This is a genomic window from Cupriavidus sp. CuC1 (assembly GCF_044627735.1).
Taxonomy (GTDB): Bacteria; Pseudomonadota; Gammaproteobacteria; order Burkholderiales; family Burkholderiaceae; genus Cupriavidus; species Cupriavidus ulmosensis.
Map to the genome: position 1 here is coordinate 1 of NZ_JBIUHC010000130.1, position 19,308 is coordinate 19,308.

17 protein-coding genes are annotated in these 19,308 nt (G+C 67.3%); 11 read left to right on the forward strand and 6 right to left on the reverse strand.

Features of this window, described 5'->3' with window-relative positions; all coding sequences use genetic code 11:
* The first annotated feature begins 314 nt into the window (after positions 1–314).
* On the forward strand, positions 315–1,325 hold the full coding sequence (locus ACGLHR_RS38210) for a Bug family tripartite tricarboxylate transporter substrate binding protein (RefSeq protein WP_400100610.1): 1,011 nt from the start codon (positions 315–317) through the stop codon (positions 1,323–1,325).
* A gap of 27 nt (positions 1,326–1,352) precedes the next feature.
* Here ACGLHR_RS38210 and ACGLHR_RS38215 read toward each other — a convergent pair whose 3' ends face one another.
* Positions 1,353–2,174: a DNA-binding transcriptional regulator gene (locus tag ACGLHR_RS38215; RefSeq protein WP_400100612.1), complete on the reverse strand. Its 822-nt coding sequence runs from the start codon at positions 2,172–2,174 to the stop codon at positions 1,353–1,355.
* A gap of 123 nt (positions 2,175–2,297) precedes the next feature.
* Between ACGLHR_RS38215 and ACGLHR_RS38220 the strand changes: the two genes are divergently transcribed.
* From ACGLHR_RS38220 to ACGLHR_RS38255, 8 genes are all read left to right on the forward strand, one after another.
* On the forward strand, positions 2,298–3,233 hold the full coding sequence (locus tag ACGLHR_RS38220; protein WP_400100614.1) for an alpha/beta fold hydrolase: 936 nt from the start codon (positions 2,298–2,300) through the stop codon (positions 3,231–3,233).
* A gap of 63 nt (positions 3,234–3,296) precedes the next feature.
* A complete protein-coding gene (locus tag ACGLHR_RS38225; protein WP_400100615.1) occupies positions 3,297–5,162 on the forward strand; it encodes a bifunctional 3-(3-hydroxy-phenyl)propionate/3-hydroxycinnamic acid hydroxylase in 1,866 nt (621 codons plus the stop codon).
* 1 nt (position 5,163) lies between these two features.
* Positions 5,164–6,114, forward strand: a complete 951-nt coding sequence (locus ACGLHR_RS38230; RefSeq protein ID WP_400100617.1) for a 3-carboxyethylcatechol 2,3-dioxygenase — start codon at positions 5,164–5,166, stop codon at positions 6,112–6,114.
* Positions 6,115–6,132: 18 nt separating this feature from the next.
* On the forward strand, positions 6,133–6,924 hold the full coding sequence (gene mhpD, locus ACGLHR_RS38235) for a 2-keto-4-pentenoate hydratase (protein ID WP_400100618.1): 792 nt from the start codon (positions 6,133–6,135) through the stop codon (positions 6,922–6,924).
* A gap of 52 nt (positions 6,925–6,976) precedes the next feature.
* Positions 6,977–7,957, forward strand: coding sequence for a Bug family tripartite tricarboxylate transporter substrate binding protein (locus tag ACGLHR_RS38240; protein WP_400100619.1), 981 nt, complete (start codon positions 6,977–6,979; stop codon positions 7,955–7,957).
* A gap of 26 nt (positions 7,958–7,983) precedes the next feature.
* Entirely contained in the window at positions 7,984–8,934 is a 951-nt protein-coding gene (locus tag ACGLHR_RS38245; RefSeq protein ID WP_400100621.1) for an acetaldehyde dehydrogenase (acetylating), read from the forward strand.
* A gap of 27 nt (positions 8,935–8,961) precedes the next feature.
* Positions 8,962–9,978, forward strand: a complete 1,017-nt coding sequence (gene dmpG, locus ACGLHR_RS38250; RefSeq protein WP_400100623.1) for a 4-hydroxy-2-oxovalerate aldolase — start codon at positions 8,962–8,964, stop codon at positions 9,976–9,978.
* Positions 9,979–10,126: 148 nt separating this feature from the next.
* Positions 10,127–10,273: a hypothetical protein gene (locus ACGLHR_RS38255; protein ID WP_400100625.1), complete on the forward strand. Its 147-nt coding sequence runs from the start codon at positions 10,127–10,129 to the stop codon at positions 10,271–10,273.
* A 537-nt stretch (positions 10,274–10,810) separates the two neighbouring features.
* Here the strand turns inward: ACGLHR_RS38255 and ACGLHR_RS38260 are convergent.
* The gene (locus ACGLHR_RS38260; RefSeq protein WP_400100627.1) at positions 10,811–11,458 is read right to left on the reverse strand and encodes an AraC family transcriptional regulator; all 648 of its coding nucleotides are present in this window, start codon (positions 11,456–11,458) and stop codon (positions 10,811–10,813) included.
* 136 nt (positions 11,459–11,594) lie between these two features.
* Positions 11,595–12,347 carry a Crp/Fnr family transcriptional regulator gene (locus tag ACGLHR_RS38265; protein ID WP_400100629.1) on the reverse strand — a complete coding sequence of 251 codons (753 nt, stop codon included), beginning with the start codon at positions 12,345–12,347 and terminating at the stop codon, positions 11,595–11,597.
* A gap of 159 nt (positions 12,348–12,506) precedes the next feature.
* Between ACGLHR_RS38265 and ACGLHR_RS38270 the strand changes: the two genes are divergently transcribed.
* Positions 12,507–14,144: an acyl-CoA synthetase gene (locus ACGLHR_RS38270; RefSeq protein WP_400100631.1), complete on the forward strand. Its 1,638-nt coding sequence runs from the start codon at positions 12,507–12,509 to the stop codon at positions 14,142–14,144.
* Between the two features lie 243 nt (positions 14,145–14,387).
* Here the strand turns inward: ACGLHR_RS38270 and ACGLHR_RS38275 are convergent, their stop codons facing one another.
* From ACGLHR_RS38275 to ACGLHR_RS38285, 3 genes are all read right to left on the reverse strand, one after another.
* Positions 14,388–15,572: a M20 aminoacylase family protein gene (locus tag ACGLHR_RS38275; protein WP_400100632.1), complete on the reverse strand. Its 1,185-nt coding sequence runs from the start codon at positions 15,570–15,572 to the stop codon at positions 14,388–14,390.
* Between the two features lie 52 nt (positions 15,573–15,624).
* The gene (locus ACGLHR_RS38280) at positions 15,625–16,935 is read right to left on the reverse strand and encodes an MFS transporter (RefSeq protein ID WP_400100634.1); all 1,311 of its coding nucleotides are present in this window, start codon (positions 16,933–16,935) and stop codon (positions 15,625–15,627) included.
* A gap of 638 nt (positions 16,936–17,573) precedes the next feature.
* Positions 17,574–18,497, reverse strand: coding sequence for a LysR substrate-binding domain-containing protein (locus tag ACGLHR_RS38285; protein WP_318236943.1), 924 nt, complete (start codon positions 18,495–18,497; stop codon positions 17,574–17,576).
* A 349-nt stretch (positions 18,498–18,846) separates the two neighbouring features.
* On the opposite strand from ACGLHR_RS38285, the gene hfq reads away from it, so the two are divergent.
* Entirely contained in the window at positions 18,847–19,218 is a 372-nt protein-coding gene (gene hfq / locus ACGLHR_RS38290; protein ID WP_400100636.1) for an RNA chaperone Hfq, read from the forward strand.
* Positions 19,219–19,308 lie beyond the last annotated feature (90 nt).

Below are 19,308 nucleotides of genomic sequence, written 5' to 3' on the forward strand. Positions count from 1 at the left end.
GGGAACAACATGCAACTGTGAAACTGAATCAAACCAATCTCGATTGACACGGGGAGTCATATCAGCTAGGAGCCACTTGAAGCGGGGCCAATGGTTTTATGCGGCACGCAGGCGTATCGAGCGAGCGCCCTCTCCCCCGACCCCTCATCCGCTGCGCGGGCGAGGGGAGCAAACCGGCGGCATCCGTCGAAGCCGACGAGTGCGCCAACGCCGCTTGAAATGACGACGGCAGTTACTCCCTCTCCCCTCAGAGCAAACCAAAGCAAGACATCAAGTAGTTGGCAGGTCCCAAAAAATACAAAAGGAGACACAACGTGCAAGCATCAGCCTGCCCGCGACGCGCGAGCTCGCTTCTCACCATGCGCCATGCATTCCGCCTCGTGCTGGCAATCACGGTAGCGCTGAGCGTTGCCACCCAGGCCCACGCCGCCGACCCCGCCGCACGCTGGGTAGTGCCCTACACCGCCGGCGGCGGCAGCGACCTGGCCACGCGCATCGTCGCGCAGAAGATCGCGCCGGCCATGCACCAGAACTTCGTGGTGGACAACAAGCCGGGCGGCGCCACCATCCTGGCGCAGGACGTGGCCAAGGCGCGCGCCGACGGCGCCACGCTGCTGACAGCCGGGCAGGGCACGCTGGTACTTAACCCAGCGCTGTATCGCAAGCTGCCCTATGACGCTGCCAAGGATTTCACGCTGGTGACCTCGCTGGTGAAGCTGCCCGTGGTGCTGGTAGCCAACCCGGCCTTGCCGATGAAGACCTTGCCTGAGTTCATCGCGTGGCTGAAAGCGGGGCAGGGCAAGGCTACCTATGCCTCTGTCGGCACCGGCAGCCCGCACCACCTGAGCGCCGAGCTGCTGCTCGACCGCGTGCAGGCTAGCGCCGTCCACGCCCCGTACAAGGGCACGCCGCCCGCGCTGCAGGATGTGGCGGGCGGACAGGTCGACTTCATGATGGCCGATCTCTCGGCCGCGGTGCCGTTGATCCGCGCCGGCCGCCTGCGCGCCATCGCGCTGCCCGCGGAGCTGCGCTCGGCGGTGCTGCCGGATGTGCCGACCTTTGCCGAGGCTGGGCTGCCCGGGTTCACGGCGTTTGCGTGGCGGGGCGTGGTGGTGCCGGCCGGCACGCCGCCGGCCTCTGTTGACAAGCTCAACGCGGCCATTGCAGCGGCGCTGAAGGACCCGGCGGTGGTCAGGCAGATGCAAGAGCTTGGACTTGAGCCCATGGGCGACAGCCGGGCGGGCTTTGCCGAGTTCGTAACCCGTGAGCGCGCCAAATGGGGCGCCTTGATCCGCGCGCACAAGATCGAGCTGGATTTGAGTTGACTTCGACCGCGCGCGCAAGGTTGCCACCTAAGACGCGCTGCGCGCCGCCGGCGGCGAGACCATCGCTGCCTGCACGCGGTTCGCAATGTCCTGCAGCGGGCCGACGAAGCGCTTGACCGCCTCTTCCTCGCTCAAGGCGCGCGCGAGATACACCACATTGAGGCTGCCGCGCACGCGGTCCGCGTGCCGGATCGGCACGGCGACCGCGCCGATCTTGCGCTGCTCCAGCCAGTCGCCGCGATTCGACCCAAAGCCATCCGCGCGCACGCGCTCGACCAGCTTGCGGACATAGGCGGCGTTGTTGGCCAGCGCCGCCTGCTCATCGCCGCCGCCGCCTGAGCGCAGCAGGTTGAGCATGTCCTCCCGTTCCCCGTCGCCGCAAAACGCAAAATAGGCCCGTCCGGCGGCTGTCGACAGCATCGGCAGGCGCCGCCCCACCATCGCGCGGTGAAAGGACAGCGGGCTGAAGCGGTGCGTGGTCTCGCGAATGATCATGGCGTCGCCGTCGGGCGTCGTCAGGTCCGACGGCCACAGCACGCGCTGCAGCAGCTCGCCCATCAGCGGCGCGGCGATGGTGGAAATCCACTCATCGTCATTGAAGCCTTCGCTCAAGGCCCTGACCTGCAGCGTCAGGCGATAGCTGTCGTCCGACTCGCTGCGCCGCACGAAACCTTCCGCGATCAGCGTCTCCAGCAGGCGCCTGACCGTGGTGCGGTGCAGCCCGGTCAACTCGCTCAGTTGCAGGGCGGTGCCGCGCCCGCTTTCCATCCGGTTCAGCGCCTTGAGCACGTCCAGCCCGCGGGTAAGGCCGCGCACGCTGGCGTAGGGCGAGGTTCGGCTGGCGGGCATAAAAAGTCCTTTTAAATCAACGTTGTGCACTCCTTGCACATTCTGTTCGTTTTTTTGTCGCGGCGCAATCGGGTCTCTACACTGCGCAGTACTACTTAAACGCGCACTGACGAAGGAGACACCATGTCGAACGCCGCCACCAGCCTCAAGCCCGCCCAGTCCAGCCAGCCCAGCCTGCCGTTCCAGAGCATCTGGGCAGAGCTGCGCGGCGTGTCCTTCAGCCAGGGCTGGCTGGATGCCAAGGGCATCCGCACCCGTTACCTGCACGCTGGCAGCAATGACAAGCCGGCCCTGATCCTGCTGCACGGCGTCGGCGGCCACGCCGAGGCCTACGTGCGCAACCTGCAGTCGCATGCCGAGCATTTCAACGTGTGGGCCATCGACATGATCGGCCACGGCTGGACCGACAAGCCGGCCGGCGGCCGGGAGATCCCGGACTATGTGGACCACGTGATCCGCGTGATGGATACCCTTGGCATCGCGCGCGCCTCGTTCAGCGGGGAATCGCTGGGCGGCTGGGTGGCCTCGCGCCTCGCCATTGACCATCCCGAGCGGGTGGAGCGGCTGGTACTGAACACGGCCGGCGGCTCGCAGGCCGACCCGGTGGTGATGGAACGCCTCAAGACGCTGTCCATGCGCGCCGTGGAAGAGCCGGGCTGGGACTTCATCAAGGCGCGCGTGGAATGGCTGATGGCCGACAAGAGCAAGGCCTTCGACGACCTGATCGCCACCCGCCAGGCGATCTACGCGCAGCCCGGCATGGTCGACGCCCAGCGCGACAACATGGTGCTGCAGGACATGGAAACGCGCCAGCGCAACATCCTTCGCGCCGAGCACTACGGCCGCATCCAGGCGCCCACGCTGGTGCTGTGGACCTCCGATGACCCGACCGCGGATGTCTCGGAAGGCCGCCGCATCGCCACCATGATCCCCGGCGCGCTGTTCACGGTGATGGACGGCTGCGGGCACTGGCCGCAGTTCGAGGATGCCGCCACCTTCAACCGTATCCACCTGAACTTCCTGCTCGGCAACGCCGTGCCCGAAGCGACCACGGTGTAAGCCGGGCGAATCCGGCAGTTACGGCAAATACAGCCAATACGGCACAAGCAGGAGAGAGGAGACATGAACAACGCCATCGAGATGGTGGGCGCAGACGCTCGTCCGCAAGATCTGAACACCGACGTCGCCATCATCGGCGCCGGCCCCGTCGGGCTGATGATCGCCAATATCCTTGGCCTGCAGGGCGTGCGCGTCGTGCTGGTCGAGAAGCTGGACCAGATCATCGACTACCCCCGCGCCATCGGCCTGGATGACGAGGCCCTGCGGGTGTTCCAGTCGGTCGGCCTGGCCGATGCACTGCTGCCGCATACCACGCCGCACCACTGGATGCGCTTTGTCACGCACACCGGCCGCTGCTTTGCGTCGATCGAGCCGCGCACCGACGAGTTCGGCTGGTCCCGCCGCAATGCCTTTATCCAGCCGCTGGCGGACCGGATCCTGTACGAGGGGCTGCAGCGGTTTCCCCATGTGCAGGTGCTGTTCGGCCACGGCGTGTCGGGCTTCACGCAGGACGAACACGGCGTGACGATCCGCGCGGAGGACGCGCTCGGGCGCGTCACTTCGATCCGCGCCGGCTACCTGGCCGGCTGCGATGGCGGCAACAGCGTCGTGCGGCGCACGCTGGACGTGCCTTTCGAAGGCCGCACCAAGCCCAACCAGTGGATCGTGGTGGACGTGCGCAACGACCCGATCGGCACGCCGCATATCTACATGCATTGCGACCCGACGCGCCCCTATGTGTCGGCCGCGCTGCCCCACGGGATCCGCCGCTTCGAGTTCATGGTCATGCCCGGCGAGACGGAGCAAGCGCTGTCCCGGCCGGAGAACCTCGCCGCGCTGATCCGCAAGGTGGTGGCCGATCCGGACAAGGTCGACTACATCCGCAAGCGCGTCTATACGCACAACGCTCGGCTGGCGCGGACGTTCCGCGTCAAGCGCGTGCTGCTGGCGGGCGACGCCGCGCACATCATGCCGGTCTGGCAGGGGCAGGGCTACAACAGCGGCATCCGCGACGCGAGCAACCTGGGCTGGAAGCTGGCGATGGTGGTCAAGGGCGTGGCGCAGGACTGCCTGCTGGATACCTACGGCATGGAGCGCCGCGCCCATGCGCGTTCGATGATTCACCTGTCCGAGGTGGCGGGCGACATCTTCGCGCCGGCCAGCCGCTTCGGGGCATCGCTGCGCGACGGGCTGACCCGTGTGCTGAACGTGTTTCCCTCGGTCAAGCAGTATTTCGTGGAGATGCGCTTCAAGCCCATGCCGCGCTACGAATCGGGCGTGGTGCTGCTGCCCGAGCGCCAGGGTGACGATCCGTTCCTCGCGCGCCTGCTGGAACGCTGCGGCAACTCGCCGCTGGGACGCATGCTGGGCCTGATGAGCGAGAAGCGGGATTCGCTGGTTGGCCGGCTCGTCCACGGCCGCGACCCCGCCGGCGGCTCGCCGGTTGGGCGCATGTTCATCCAGCCGATGGTGCGGACCGAGGAAGGCGATACCGTGCGCCTGGACGACGTCATCGGCAATCGCTTCGCCATCATCGCGTGGGGTGCGGACCCAACCTTCGGCCTGACGCCGCAAGCGCGCGCCGTCTGGGAAAAGCTCGGCGCCTGCTTCGTCATGGCCAAGCCCGATACGCAGCTTGCCTATCGCGACGACGTGCCGGAAGGGGTGATCGCCATCGGCGATGCCGCCGGGTGTCTCAAGGAATGGTTCGGCAAACTGCCGGACTCCGTGGTGCTGCTGCGCCCCGACCGCTTTATCGCCGGCATGTGCTCGCCGCAGCAGGTGTCCGACGCCATCCACGCGCTGGCCGGCAAGCTCGCCCTGGCCGATGTGTCGGGGTCAGCCTGCGCTGCGCCGGGCGCCCTGCCGGCGCAGCCAGGGACGGCGCCGGTAGGCGACCGCGCCATCGCCTTTGCACGGGGAGCCTGACATGCCGATGCATCTCGAATGCCTGTCCCACACGCCGCTGCACGGCTACCACGACCCGGCTCCGGAGATCGTGGCCGAAGTGGAGCGCGTGCAGGCCGCGGCGCGCGCTCGCGTGCAAGCCTTTGCGCCGGAGCTGGTGGTGGTCTTTGCTCCGGATCATTTCAATGGCTTCTTTTACGACGTGATGCCGCAGTTCTGCGTCGGGGTTGCGGCCAGCGCCATTGGCGACTTCAAGAGCCTGGCGGGGCCGCTCGACGTGCCGCGCGACACCGCCCTGGCCATGGCCCAGGCCGTGCTGGACCGCGACGTGGATGTGGCTGTGTCGTACCGCATGCAGGTGGATCACGGCTGCGCGCAGGCGCTGGAAGTGTTGCTGGGCGGGCTGGACGTTTGCCCGGTCATCCCCGTCTTCATCAACTCGGTGGCGCCGCCCATGGCGACGTGCCGGCGCGCGCGGCTGCTTGGCGACGCCATCGGCAGCTTCCTGCAGGGCCTCGGCAAGCGCGTGCTGGTGGTGGGCTCGGGCGGCATCTCGCACGAGCCGCCCGTGCCGGAAATCGCTTCGGCCAACGCGGAGGTCGCCGAGCGCTTGATCGCCGGGCGCAACCCGCCGCCGGAATCGCGTGCCGCCCGCCAGGCGCGTACCGTGGCGGCCGCGCAGGCCTTCACCGCCGGCGATAGCCCCCTGCATCCGCTCAACCCGGCATGGGACCGCGCCTTCCTGGAACGGCTGGCCTGCGGCAACCTCGCAGCGGTGGATGCCATGCGCAATGGCGACATCACGCGCGACGCCGGCAAGTCGGCGCACGAGATCCGTACCTGGATCGCCGCGTTTGGCGCGCTAGCTGCTGCCGGGCCCTACGTGGCATCGATCGAGTACTACCGGCCTATCGATGAATGGATCGCGGGCTTCGGCGTGATGCAGGCACAGCCCGTCGCCGCGCGCGTATAACGCAACAAGGACCCAACCATGTCAAACCAGGAAATGACCCTTGCGCTCGCCAGACGGTTGCGCGAGGCAGAGCAGGCTCGCACGCCGATCGAGCCGCTGCGGGGCGAGATCCCGCCCGGCGATGCGGCGATGGCCTATGCCATCCAGCGTGCCAATGTCGATGCGTGGCGCGCCCAGGGCCGGCGCGTGGTTGGCCGCAAGATCGGCCTGACCTCTCCTGCGGTGCAGCGCCAGCTTGGCGTGGACCAGCCGGACTTTGGCACCCTGTTCGCCGACATGGTCTTTGGCGACGACGAGCCGATTCCCGTCGCACGCACCCTGCAGCCGAAGGCCGAAGCCGAGGTCGCGCTGGTGCTCGGCCGCGATGTCACGGCCGAGGACGCCACGCTGGTCGACCTCATCAATGCCGTCGCCTACGTGCTGCCCGCGATTGAAGTGGTCGGCAGCCGCATCCGCAACTGGGATATCTCGTACGTGGATACCGTGGCCGACAACGCCTCCAGCGCTCTGGTGGTGCTGGGCGCGGTGCCCGTGCCGCTGGCCGGCCTGGACCTGAAGACCGTGAAGATGGAGATGCTGCGCGACGACGAGCGCGTCTCCACGGGTTCGGGCGCGGATTGCCTTGGGCATCCGCTCAACGCGGCAGTCTGGCTGGCGCGCAAGCTGGCCTCGCTGGGCGACCCGCTGCGTGCCGGCGACCTGATCCTGACCGGTGCGCTGGGTCCGATGGTGGCCGCGCAGCCCGGGCAGTGCTTCGAGGCCCGCATCAGCGGCATCGGCAGTGTGCGGGCACGGTTCGCACCGGACTGAGGCACGGCGCATCAAGCTGTTTCACCGCATTAGAAATACACAAGGAGACAACATGCACACCACACAATCCATCCTCGCAGGCGCACTGCTCGTGACCGCCGGCGTGCTTGGCGGCGCCCCCGTCCATGCCGACACCTTCCCCAGCCACCCGCTGACCATCGTGGTGCCGTTCCCCGCGGGCGGCGTGACCGACATGATTGCGCGCCAGATGGCGCAGCAGATGCAGGCCGGTCTTGGCAAGCCGGTGGTGGTCGAGAACCGGCCCGGCGGTGGCGGCCAGATCGCGGCGCAATCGGTCAAGCGCGCCGACGCGGATGGCTACACGATGTTCGTGGCCGCCACGGAGATGTTCGCGATCAATCCCGGCCTGTACCGCAATTTCTCGTACGACCCGTTGAAGGACTTCAAGCCGGTGACGGCGCTGGCGGCGTCGCCGCTGGTGCTGGTGGTGCCGCAGGGCAGCCCGGTCAATTCCGTCAAGGACCTGGTGGCGCTGTCCAAGAGCAAGCCGAACGGCGTGAACTATGCCTCGCAGGGGATCGGCTCGATCGGCCACCTGCTGGGCGGCCTGTTTGCCGACAAGGCCGGCGGGCACATGACGCATGTGGCCTACAAGGGCTCGGCCCCGGCTTTGCAGGATGTCATGGCAGGGCAGGTCGACATGATGTTCGACCCGGTGATCACCACCTCGCCGCTGATCAAGGGCGGCAAGGTCAAGCCGCTGGCCATCGCCGCGCCGCGCCGCTCGCCATCGCTGCCGGATGTGCGCACGCTTGCGGAGCTGGGCATCGGTGGGCTGGATGCCGGCGTCTGGTTCGGCATGGTGGTCAAGGCCGGCACGCCCGATGCCATCGTCGCGCGCCTCAACGAGGCGGCCGTCCAGGCCTTGAAGGCGCCCGAGGTAACCAAGCGCTTTGCCGACCAGGGCCTCGAAGCGCTGCCCATGACGCCACAGCAGTTCGGCGCCTTCCTCAACAGTGAAAGCACGCGCTGGGCCCCGCTGGTCAAGGCCAGCGGCGCCAGCGTGGAATGACGCAAGAGATCGAACAGGAGAGATCCATGACCCGCAAACTGAAAGCCGCCATCATCGGTTCCGGCAATATCGGCACCGACCTGATGATCAAGATCCTGCGCCACGGCGCGCATATCGAGATGGGCGCGATGGTCGGCATCGACCCGGCATCGGACGGCCTGGCGCGCGCCGCGCGCCTCGGCGTGGCGACCACCCACGAAGGCGTGGAAGGGCTCACGCGCCTGCCCGTGTTTGGCGATATCGACGTGGTGTTCGATGCCACCAGCGCCGGCGCGCACGTGAAGAACGATGCGTTCCTGCGCGGCCTGCGCCCGTCGCTGCGCATGATCGACCTGACGCCGGCGGCCATCGGCCCCTACTGCATCCCGGTGGTCAACGGCGACGCACACCTGGACGCGCATAACGTCAACATGGTCACCTGCGGCGGGCAGGCCACCATCCCCATGGTGGCGGCCGTATCGCGGGTGGCGCCGGTGCTGTATGCCGAGATCGTTGCCAGCATCTCCAGCAAGAGCGCGGGCCCCGGCACGCGCGCCAACATCGACGAATTCACCGAGACCACTTCCAAGGCGATCGAAGCGATCGGCGGGGCCAGGAAGGGCAAGGCCATCATCGTGCTCAACCCGGCCGAGCCGCCGCTGATCATGCGCGACACGGTGTATTGCCTGAGCGAGACGGCGGACGAAGACGCCATCGCCGCGTCGATCGAGGCCATGGCCGCCGAGGTGCAGCAGTATGTGCCCGGCTATCGCCTCAAGCAGAAGGTGCAGTTCGACCGCATCCTGGCGGATGCGCCGCTGGTGGTGCCGGGCGTGGGCCGGGTCAGCGGGCTCAAGACCTCGGTGTTCCTGGAGGTGGAAGGCGCGGCGCACTACCTGCCGGCTTACGCCGGCAATCTTGACATCATGACCAGCGCCGCGCTCACCATCGCCGAGCGGATGGCGAGCGCCATGCTTGCCCAACGCGCCGCCGCCTGACTCACCTGCAGATAAGGAGTGCCTGCCATGCAAGGCCAAAAGAAGATCTACATTTCCGATGTGACGCTGCGCGACGGCAGCCACGCCATCCGCCACCAGTACAGCGTCGAGCAGGCCCGGCAAATCGCCAAGGCGCTGGATGACGCCAAGGTCGATTCGATCGAGGTGGCCCACGGCGATGGGCTGCAAGGATCCAGCTTCAACTACGGCTTCGGCGCCCACACCGATCTGGAATGGATCGAGGCGGCAGCCAGCGTGGTGAAGCACGCAAAGATCGCCACGCTGTTGCTGCCCGGGATTGGCACCGTCCATGACCTGAAGGGCGCCTATGACGCCGGTGCGCGCATCGTGCGCCTAGCCACGCATTGCACCGAGGCGGACGTCTCGCGGCAGCATATCGAGTACGCGCGCCACCTGGGCATGGAAGCCGTCGGCTTCCTGATGATGAGCCACATGACCACGCCGCAGAACCTCGCCGCGCAAGCGAAGTTGATGGAGAGCTACGGTGCCACCTGTTGCTACGTGGTGGACTCGGGCGGGGCGCTGACCATGAACGATGTCCGCGACCGCTTCCGTGCCTTCAAGGAGGTACTGAAGCCGGAAACGCAGACCGGCATGCACGCGCACCACAACCTGAGCCTCGGCGTGGCCAACTCCATCGTGGCGGTGGAAGAGGGCTGCGACCGCGTGGACGCCAGCCTGGCCGGCATGGGCGCCGGCGCCGGCAATGCGCCGCTGGAAGTCTTTATCGCGGCGGCAGAGCGCATGGGATGGGACCACGGCTGCGACCTGTACAAGCTGATGGACGCCGCCGATGACATCGTGCGCCCGCTGCAGGACCGTCCCGTGCGGGTGGACCGCGAAACGCTGGCGCTGGGCTATGCCGGTGTGTACTCCAGCTTCCTGCGCCACAGCGAGGCCGCGGCGGGCAAGTACGGCCTGAAGACCGTCGACGTGCTGGTGGAACTGGGCCGGCGGCGCATGGTGGGCGGCCAGGAAGACATGATCGTCGACGTGGCGCTGGATCTACTGAAGGCGCGCTAACGATAGACTTAGCATTTAAGTAGAAAACACAACGCCGCCTCCACGCTTTCGAGAAGAGGCGGCGCTTTGCGGCGACTGTGAACGTCGCCGCGAGCAAAGAGCGTCAAGTCTTTAAGGCTGTTGCAGCGCCATGCGGTTAGCGCTGGCCTTGTTGGCCACCCTTCTGGCCTTGCTGGTTTTGCTGCCCGGCCTGATCGGTCTTCTGACCTTGCTGGCCTTGCTTGTCTTGGCCGCGGTCCTGCTGCTGTTGCTGGCCGCCCTTCTGGTCCTGGCCACCTTGCTGCCCGCCTTGTAGGCCGCCTTGCTGGTGTTGTTTGTTTTGGTCTTGCTGGCCTTGGCCGGGTTGCTGTTGCTGTCCCATCTCTATCTCCATGGCGCGGCGGTAGTGCCGCGATTGGGAAAGGTGCAAGGCGCGTGCCACGGCGTGTGCGCTGGCGCCACATGGTCGCGGCTTGCTCGCCTTCTTGCTCGCCTGATACCCGGGGAACGCCTGTCCGGCAAGGGATGGCGCGGGCGTGTGCCGTCTTGATGCCCGCCGATGGCTGCTTCGGGCAACCACCGCAAGTTTGCGGGCCTGCACTTGGCCAGGCTCGAAAGCAGGGTGGTGCGCAGCCCTTTTTACAACTTCCGCAATTTTTTACAAGCCCGGGCCGGCCCGCTACCCGGGCGGACGTGCGCGATCCTGCGTTTTTGCGGCATTCCCATGCCATGGCGAGCCGGAACGCCACCTGCAATGAGGTATGCATGAACCCGCACACGAGCAGTGGCAGTGCGCGGGCGCCACCGACAGCACAGGCAGAAGATCAGCGGGGCGGCGCCAAGGGCCGGCCTCTTATGCCGCCAGGTGCAAGCGCGGCGCGGGACCCGAAGAGGTTCCGCGTTCGTCGTTGCCTTCGAGCAGGCGCAGCGCGGCAGGGCCCAGCGTGTTCGCGCAAGCGGAGGTCAAGGCAGCTGCGCGGCCCAGTCCCACTTGCGCGGCCAGCCATTCGGTGCGCACGCCGCTGCCGCTTGCAAGCAGGTACACCGCGCGTGCGACGCGCTGCTCGCGCAGCAGCGCGCCTAGCGCCTCGCCCTCGGCGAACAGACGTGCGCGTACCAGCCGCGGGGTGACTTCCCACCGTTGCGCCACCAGTGCCGCGTTCCACGGTAGCCCCGGCAGGCAGAAGATCTCGCCGGCAAGCGCGCGTGACCAGTGTTTTTCCGAATGGCAGGGACAGCCCGGCAGGGTGGCCAGGGTCATGCGCGGGCATGCGTCGTCCGGCACTTCCTGCAGCGTGATGGCCGTGCTTTGGCCAGGCGCCGGCAGCAGGTCGCAATCGAAATACGCAAACGCCGGCACCACGAACGGGTTGCCAGGCGTCACCTCCCGGCGTGCATTCGCATCGCGCAGGCGCGCGGCGCCATGCAGCGCGTCGACGCGCACGGCAAAGGGAAAACGCAGGTGAGTGAGGCGCAGATCGGTGCTGCTGACGAGTGCCATGCGAATTTCAGGTGACGCGGGCTGGCATGCAACAGGTGCTGCGCCAGGGAGAGACCGCATTGTACGGCTTCGCGCGGCCAGTGGCTTTCGCGATGACGAAGGAAGGTTTCAACGCTGGCGGTGGCTGCGCCGCTGCCTACAGCTCCGACAGGCCAAAGTGACGCAAACGCTCAAGATCGGTCACTCGGATGCTCTGGTACGACAGGTCGACCATGCCCTCGGCCGCCAGACGCCGCAGCGCCTGGTTGACCCGCTGGCGCGAAAGCCCCGTCAGCAGGCCGATTTCCTCCTGCGACAGCTCCAGCACCGCGCTGGTCCGGGGATACAGCGCCGGGTGGAAGAGCTGGGCAACCGCCTGCGCCACGCGGGCATCGACGCTCAAGAGGCGCTCGTTCTGCACGGTGGCGATGAACTGCCCCATGCGCTCGTTCAACTGGCGTACCACAAAGCTGGCAAACGGCAGGCTTTCGTTGAGCAAGGTATGGAACACGGTGTCGGGCACCAGCGCCACGCGGGAATCGCGGATGGCGACGACGTCGTATCTCCGGGCTTCGCGCTTGATGACGCTGCCTTCTCCGCACCAGCCGCCCGCGGGCACCCCGGAAAAGGTGCAGCCGCGCCCGTCCGGTGTATAGACCGCGAGCTTGATCAGGCCGGTCTCCACCCCGATCCAGTAGCGCGACGGCTCACCGCGATGCGCGACGAAGGCACCGGCGGCAAAATCCTGCACCACCACCTGCCGCGCTGCCAACGCCTGGTGGCCAGGCGCGAGCGCGGCGAACCATTCATGCCGGGAAAGCAGGGCGGCGTGGCCGTTGCAGGGCGGGGGAGTCGTGATATCTGCGGGGGGGGGTGGCGATCTGGGTGTGGCTGCGGGCAGGCTGGGCATGATTTCGGCGTGGCCCGGCACGGGCATTGTCATCCGGACGACAGAGCTCTGTCCTGTGCGATGATAGCCTTGCACAGCGAAAAGTAACAGCGACCGGCGGCGCGAGGCGCATCCTGAGGGCCAGGACCCGCACAGCCGGCGCATGCGGAGACTACGGCAATGCCAAGCGATTTCGACACCGGCCTGGGCAAGAACCCGGCCAATCACGTTCCCCTGACCCCCATCGATTTCCTGGCGCGCGCCGCCGACGTGTATGGCGACCGCCTGGCCATCGTGCACGGGCCGGTGCGCCAGAACTGGCGCGACACCTATGCGCGCGCGCGGCGCCTGGCCAGCGGACTGGCGCGCCTGGGGGTGGGCAAGGGCGATACCGTTGCCGCCTTGCTGCCTAACACGCCTGCCATGGTGGAGGCGCACTTCGGGGTGCCGATGGCGGGCGCGGTGCTCAACGCGCTGAATATCCGCCTCGATGCCTCCAACCTGATCTTCATGCTGCGCCATGGCGAAGCGCGGGTGCTGCTGGCCGATACCGAGTTTGCCGACCTGGCGCGGGAGATCGCCAACGAGATCCCCGGGCTGAAGGTGGTGGCCGTGGTGGATGCGCTGGGCCCGCAGGACGCCCCGGCCTTCGGCGAGACCGACTACGAGCGCCTGCTGGCCTCGGGCGACCCCGAATTCGCCTGGCAGATGCCCGCCGACGAGTGGGATGCGATTGCGCTCAACTACACCTCGGGCACCACCGGCGACCCCAAGGGCGTGGTCTATCACCATCGTGGCGCGGCCATCAACGCCATCTCCAACATCCTGGAGTGGGACCTGCCCAAGCACGCGGTGTACTTGTGGACGCTGCCGATGTTCCACTGCAACGGCTGGTGCTTCCCGTGGACCATCGCGGCGCGCGCCGGCGTCAACGTTTGCCTGCGCAAGTTCGAGCCCAAGCTGGTGTTCGACCTGATGCGCGAGGAGGGCGTGACGCACTATTGCGCCGCGCCAATCGTGCACACGGCGCTGGTCAACGCCCAGCCGGCCTGGCGCGAGGGCTTGCGCGGCCCGGTGCGCGGCATGGTGGCGGGCGCGCCGCCGCCGGCCGCGGTGCTGGCGCAGATGGAGGCCATGGGCTTCGAGCTGACCCACGTTTATGGCCTGACCGAGACCTACGGCCCGGCCGCGGTCTGCGCCGAGCAGGCCGACTGGGCCGGCCTGTCGCAAGAAGACCGCGCCACCAAGAAGGCACGGCAGGGCGTGCGCTATCACCTGCAGACGGAGGTGGCGGTGCTGGACCCGGTCACCATGCTGCCGGTGGCCTCGGACGGCGAGGAAATCGGCGAGATCATGTTCCGCGGCAACATCTGCATGAAGGGCTACCTCAAGAACGAGAAGGCCACGCGCGAGGCGTTTGCCGGCGGCTGGTTCCATACCGGCGACCTGGGCGTCTGCACGCCGGACGGCTACGTCAAGATCAAGGACCGCAGCAAGGACATCATCATCTCCGGCGGCGAGAACATCTCCAGCGTGGAGGTGGAGGACGCGATCTACCGCCATCCCGCCGTGCTCGCGGTGGCGGTGGTGGCCCAGCCGGATGCGAAATGGGGCGAGACGCCGTGCGCCTTTGTCGAGTTGAAGGATGGCGCGAGTGCTACGGCCGAGGAGTTGATTGCCCATTGCCGTAGCTTGCTGGCGGGCTTCAAGGTGCCCAAGGCGGTCTACTTCGGGCCGCTGCCGAAAACCTCGACGGGCAAGATCCAGAAGTTCGAGCTGCGCAAGAAGGTCAAGTCGGATGCGGCTATCGACGTGTAAGGGCCACGTGCCTTGGCCGAAGCCGACGAGTGCACCAACGCCGTTTGAAGTGACGACGGCTGTTACTCCCTCTCCCCTCACGGGGGGAGGGTTGGGGAGAGGGGCGGTTTGACTAGGAGCCACTGGAATCGGAGCCAATGGTTTTTTCCAGCACGACGGCGTAGCTAGCGCCTGCCCTCTCCCCCGGCTTGCTCTCCCACAAATGGGAAAGCAAACCGGCCACATTGCAGGTTCCGCAAATACTCACCCGCGCAAATACCCCTGCGCCAACGCCACCCAACACGCCGCGCCCAACGGAATCAACTGGTCATTGAAGTCATAACCGTCGTTGTGGATCGAGCAGCCGACCCACTCGCCGGTGCCATTGCCCAGCGCAAAATAGCACCCCGGCATCTTCTCCAGCATCCACGCAAAATCCTCGCTGCCCATCTGCATGGATGGCGGCACCTGGATGACCTTGTCGCTGCCCAGCACGCTGGCCACGGCCTGCCGCGCGATGGCGGTCTCTTCCACGGTATTGCAGATCGCGGGCGCCAGGCGCTCGTAGTCGATGTCCACCGCCACGCCGCAGGAGGCGGCCTGGTGCATCACCACCTCGCGGATGCGGGTCTCCAGCAGGTCTCGTACCTCCGGCACGGTAGCGCGCACGCTCAGTTTCAGCGCTGCGGTCTCCGGAATGATGTTGTAGGTGCTGCCGGCCTGCATCTGGCCCACGCTGATCACCGCTGCGTCGACCGGCGCCACGTTGCGCGCCACGATGCCTTGCAGCGCCACCACGGTAGATGCGAGGGCCAGCGTGGGATCCGTGGCGCGGTGGGGCATGGCCCCGTGGCCGCCCTTGCCGCGGAAGGTGATGGTGGCGCGGTCCGACGAGCCGCCCATCGGGCCGCTTTGCACTACCGCCATGCCTACCGGCAGGCCGGGCGCGTTGTGGAAGGCGTAGATCGCGTCGCAGGGGAAACGCTCGAACAGGCCGTCGTTCATCATGGCGAGCGCGCCGGTCATGCCTTCCTCGTCGGGCTGGAAGATCAGGTTGAGCGTGCCGTCGAAGTTGCGCGTGGCGGCCAGGTACTCGGCCGCGGCCAGCAGCGTGGCGGTGTGGCCGTCATGGCCGCAGGCGTGCATGCGGCCTGCTACCTGGCTGGCGTAGGGCAGGCCGGTGCGCTCCTGCAGCGGCAGCGCGTCCATGTCGGCGCGGATGCCGATGGCGCGCGCGCCGTTGCCCACCTTCAGTTGCGCCACCAGCCCGTGGCCGCCCACGTTGTGCACGCTATAGCCCCACTCGCGCAGCAGCGCGGCGGCCATCTCGGCCGTGCGTGGCACGTCGGCGCCGAGTTCCGGATGGGCGTGGATGCGATGGCGCAGTTCGGCGAAGCGCTCGGCGGATTCGGTCAGTGCCAGCGGGATGTTTCCTGGGTGCTTGGTCATGGCTGCAAGGTGTGGGTCGTGCGTTCGGATGGGATGGGTTTTGCGCCGCGCGTCAGTCGCGGCCGGGGTGGCTGGGGAACAGCGCCAGCGCGGCCAGGCTGATGCAGGAGGCCGTCATCAGGTACCCGGCAGGCGCCACGTTGCTGCCGGTGGCGCTGATCAGCCAGGTCACGATCAGCGGGGCGAAGCCGCCGAACACGGTCACGCCAAAGCTGTACATCACCGACATGCCGGTGGCGCGATGGTGGCGCGGCAACGCTTCCATCATCAGGGCCGCACCCGCGCCGCTGCCAACCGACATCAGGGTAACGGCGCCGCCGATCAGCGCCATGGTGAGCGCAAGGCTGGGGCCGGAGGACAGCAGCGTGAAGTTGGGATACACCAGCGCCAGGGAGGTCAGCCCGCCGGCAAACAGCAGCGGCTTGCGGCGCGGCAGCCGGTCGGCCAGCAGCCCGAACAAGGGCGCCATCACCAGCATGGCAGCGCCGGCCGTGCATGCCGCCAGGAAGGCGGTGACGGGCGGCATATGCAGCGCGCTCACCAGGTAGGTGGGCATGTAGAACACCATGATGTACATGGATGAGGTGCTGCCAGTCATCAGCAGCATGCCCAGCAGCAGCGTGCGGCCATGCTCGCGGAACACCTTGCCCACGCCGCCATGCGCGCTGCCGCCTTCGTAGGTTTCTTGCAGGTGCCGGCGGATATACATGCCAACCGGCGCAATCAGCAGGCCCAGCATGAACGGCAGGCGCCAGCCCCACGCGAGCATGGCTTCGGGGCTGAGCGAGGCCGAGACCGCGGCACCCGTCAGCGCGCCCAGCAGCGCGGCGCCGCCTTGCGTGGCGGCTTGCCAACTGACCAGGAAGCAACGGTTGCGCTTGTTGGCTGTCTCCAGCAACAGGGCGGATGCGGCGCCGATTTCCCCGCCAGCCGACAAGCCTTGCAGCAGCCGGCCGATCACCACCAGCACGGTGGCGGCCACGCCAATGCTGGCATGGGTGGGCGTGAGCGCGATCAGCGCCGTGCCCACCGTCATCAGCACGATGGTGAGCGTGAGCGCCGCCTTGCGGCCGCGCTGGTCGGCCAGGTTGCCGATCAGCACGGCGCCCAGCGGGCGCATCACGAAGCCGACGCCAAAGGTGGCGAAAGACAGCAGCAGCGATGCCAGCGGGCTGCTGGACGGGAAGAACAGTTTGCCGATGGTGGCGGCAAAGAAGCTGTAGACGGTGAAGTCGTAGATTTCCAGCCCGTTGCCGATGGCGGCGGCAACGATGGCGCGTCGGGAATGCGGGCGGGCGGCAGTGGCGCCGGTGGCGGGCGCGGCGCCGGCCGGATGGCCTGGCGCGGTGTGGGCAACGGTCATGCTGTCTTCCTCGGGTGGGGTAGATGGGCAATGGGTGCGGCGTGGCCCCGTTGCTCTCGGTGTGGGGGCATGGTAAGAGCCACGCGGCAGATAAGCACTTCGCTTTTTTTCATGGGTATGAGCATTGGGAATCAGCCAGGCCGCCGGATGCGGCGCGCGGGGTTTAACAGCGGTGCGCAATGCCGATGGCCGCGGTCATGGGGTCGTCGCCGGGGTGGCTGACGGGCACCAGGTGACGGTGTAGCTGGCGAGCGCCTTGCTGAAGACCCGGCCGGCGGGCGCGCAGGTAGAGGAAGATGCGTGGCGTAGCGCGTGAAAGGCGAGCCGGTGGTGGCGCCGTTGGTGGTGCCGGTGTCGCTGTTTTACCGCGTGTGCCTTTGCAATTCCCGCTGGCTTCCGATCCCATCGCCTCGCTCTCCTGGCATGCCACACCAGAACCGGTGTGATGTGCCATCTTCGAGGCGGCGCGCGGCGTGGGGCAATTCGCTTGTATTCATTGCCCTTCGATTTGGTTATGGCCCGTACCAATTGATTGTTATGGGTTTTGGTCCGGAGGGTGGGTTGGCATCATGCTGCGCCTGCGCAGGGCTGGGGCATTGCCTGGCCCGCCTGCACATTGCCGGCGCTTGCGGGCCCGCTCATGGGGCGGCGGGGTTGGCCGGTGGCGGATAGTGGCCCGCCAGCGCTTGCAGCACGGCGTCGTGCAGGCGCGCTGCCGCCCACGTCAGCACATGCCGGTCGCGCGTGACCAGCGAGATGATGCGGTCGGGCACCGGCTCGGCGACCTCGATGAAATCCATCCGCTCGGTGATGTACTCGCTGCCAAGCGATTCGCTGGAAAGCAGGATCAGGGTGTCCACCTGCCAGCACAGGTCCAGCGCCAGGGCCATCGATGTGCATTCGACCACCCGCGTCGGCACGCCCAGGCCATTGCCTGCAAATAGTTGATGAAACGGCGAGCTGGCATCGGACAGCGGATCCAGCGCCACCCAGTCCGCCTGCTGCAGCACGCGCACCGAACGCGCCGTGCGCAGCGGATGCCCACGCCGCGCGGCGATCACGGTGGGCAGGCGGCACACCTGGGTGCAGTCCAGCCCGCGGTCCGCCGGCAGCAATTGCGAGGTCACCGCGAAATCCATGGTGCCCTCGCGCAGGTGCTCCAGCAACTGCGCCGGGCGCATCTCCAGCACCCGCAGGCGGGCGTTCGGAAACTCGCGGCGAAACGTGCTCAGGCAGGCCGCCATCGGCCGCATCAGCGCCGTGACCGGCGTCACCCCCACGGTGATCTCGCTTTGCACCGTGCCTTTCATGTCTTCCAGGTCTTCGCGCGCGCGGCGCACATTCTCGCTGATCAGCCGCGCATGCGAGACCAGCCGCTGCCCGTAGGGTGTCAACTGCACGCCCTTGCTGGAGCGCACAAACAAGGTGGCGCCGACGCTGCTCTCCAACTCCTTGATGGCCTTGCTCAGCGCGGGCTGCGTCAGGTGAAGGATGCGCGAGGCTTCCTGGATGCTGCCGGTTTCGGCAACGGCGGCCAGGGCGCGGAGCTGGTTGAGCTTCATGAGGGAGCCTGCTGGATCGTGGGCGGACATGTTAAGGGCAAAGCGCCCGGCGCGAAAGGATGCTCGCCTGGCGGCCCGGCGGGTTGTCCCAGGGCAATCATGTGGCCTGCAGCCGGGCCGGCGGAAGCGTTGGCACGCTCCTTGCGCGGGGAACTGCATCCGGCTTGCGCTAGAATGGCAAGCCTAGCCACTGTAAGCAATCATGATGCGACGCCATCCCGGCGTGCGTGATTCATCTTGCGTTAGCGCGCGAGCACCGATATTGTGCATCGGTGCACCGCCGACGAAGCTGCGCCGCAGTAGCCATCTTTCCCTCGCAGCCCTTCGTCTGCCTTATTCTCAATATCTCATGCAGCTTGACGACACCAACCCGCAAAACTCCTTCCTGAACACCACGCGCAAAGAGCGCAAGCGTGTACAGGTGTACCTGGTCAGCGGCATCCGGCTCGTCGGCTCCATCGAGTCATTCGACGCGTTCGTGGTGATGCTCAGCACACCCGGTGGCATGCAGACCATCTACAAGCGCGCCATCTCGACTATCCAGCTGGATACCGGCACGCGTCCTCCCGGTGGCGGCTCGCGCCCGCCCGGCACCGGCCCGCGCACGCCCGGCGCAGGCCCGCGCACGCCACGCGTGTCGGCCGATGGCAACTCCACCCAGGCACCCCTGGTGGTCACGCGCAAGCGCCGCTCCATGGCGCCCGGCGGCGCTGACGAGTAAGACTGGCAGCACTGCCGGGCGGGGCAGCCTCTTGACTTTACTTTTCTGGCCGTGGGTGTGGCATGTGCTTGGGTTGACTTTGTCTGGCCC

What these genes read in the sequence shown, in the direction of transcription:
- ACGLHR_RS38275 (WP_400100632.1), bottom strand. Translation starts at nt 15,572, where the DNA reads ATGACCAAGCACCCAGGAAACATCCCGCTGGCACTGACCGAATCCGCC.
- ACGLHR_RS38280 (WP_400100634.1), bottom strand. Translation starts at nt 16,935, where the DNA reads ATGACCGTTGCCCACACCGCGCCAGGCCATCCGGCCGGCGCCGCGCCC.
- ACGLHR_RS38265 (WP_400100629.1), bottom strand. Translation starts at nt 12,347, where the DNA reads ATGCCCAGCCTGCCCGCAGCCACACCCAGATCGCCACCCCCCCCCGCA.
- ACGLHR_RS38225 (WP_400100615.1), top strand. Translation starts at nt 3,297, where the DNA reads ATGAACAACGCCATCGAGATGGTGGGCGCAGACGCTCGTCCGCAAGAT.
- mhpD (WP_400100618.1), top strand. Translation starts at nt 6,133, where the DNA reads ATGTCAAACCAGGAAATGACCCTTGCGCTCGCCAGACGGTTGCGCGAG.
- ACGLHR_RS38260 (WP_400100627.1), bottom strand. Translation starts at nt 11,458, where the DNA reads ATGGCACTCGTCAGCAGCACCGATCTGCGCCTCACTCACCTGCGTTTT.
- ACGLHR_RS38270 (WP_400100631.1), top strand. Translation starts at nt 12,507, where the DNA reads ATGCCAAGCGATTTCGACACCGGCCTGGGCAAGAACCCGGCCAATCAC.
- hfq (WP_400100636.1), top strand. Translation starts at nt 18,847, where the DNA reads ATGCAGCTTGACGACACCAACCCGCAAAACTCCTTCCTGAACACCACG.
- ACGLHR_RS38230 (WP_400100617.1), top strand. Translation starts at nt 5,164, where the DNA reads ATGCCGATGCATCTCGAATGCCTGTCCCACACGCCGCTGCACGGCTAC.
- ACGLHR_RS38285 (WP_318236943.1), bottom strand. Translation starts at nt 18,497, where the DNA reads ATGAAGCTCAACCAGCTCCGCGCCCTGGCCGCCGTTGCCGAAACCGGC.
- ACGLHR_RS38220 (WP_400100614.1), top strand. Translation starts at nt 2,298, where the DNA reads ATGTCGAACGCCGCCACCAGCCTCAAGCCCGCCCAGTCCAGCCAGCCC.
- dmpG (WP_400100623.1), top strand. Translation starts at nt 8,962, where the DNA reads ATGCAAGGCCAAAAGAAGATCTACATTTCCGATGTGACGCTGCGCGAC.
- ACGLHR_RS38215 (WP_400100612.1), bottom strand. Translation starts at nt 2,174, where the DNA reads ATGCCCGCCAGCCGAACCTCGCCCTACGCCAGCGTGCGCGGCCTTACC.
- ACGLHR_RS38240 (WP_400100619.1), top strand. Translation starts at nt 6,977, where the DNA reads ATGCACACCACACAATCCATCCTCGCAGGCGCACTGCTCGTGACCGCC.
- ACGLHR_RS38245 (WP_400100621.1), top strand. Translation starts at nt 7,984, where the DNA reads ATGACCCGCAAACTGAAAGCCGCCATCATCGGTTCCGGCAATATCGGC.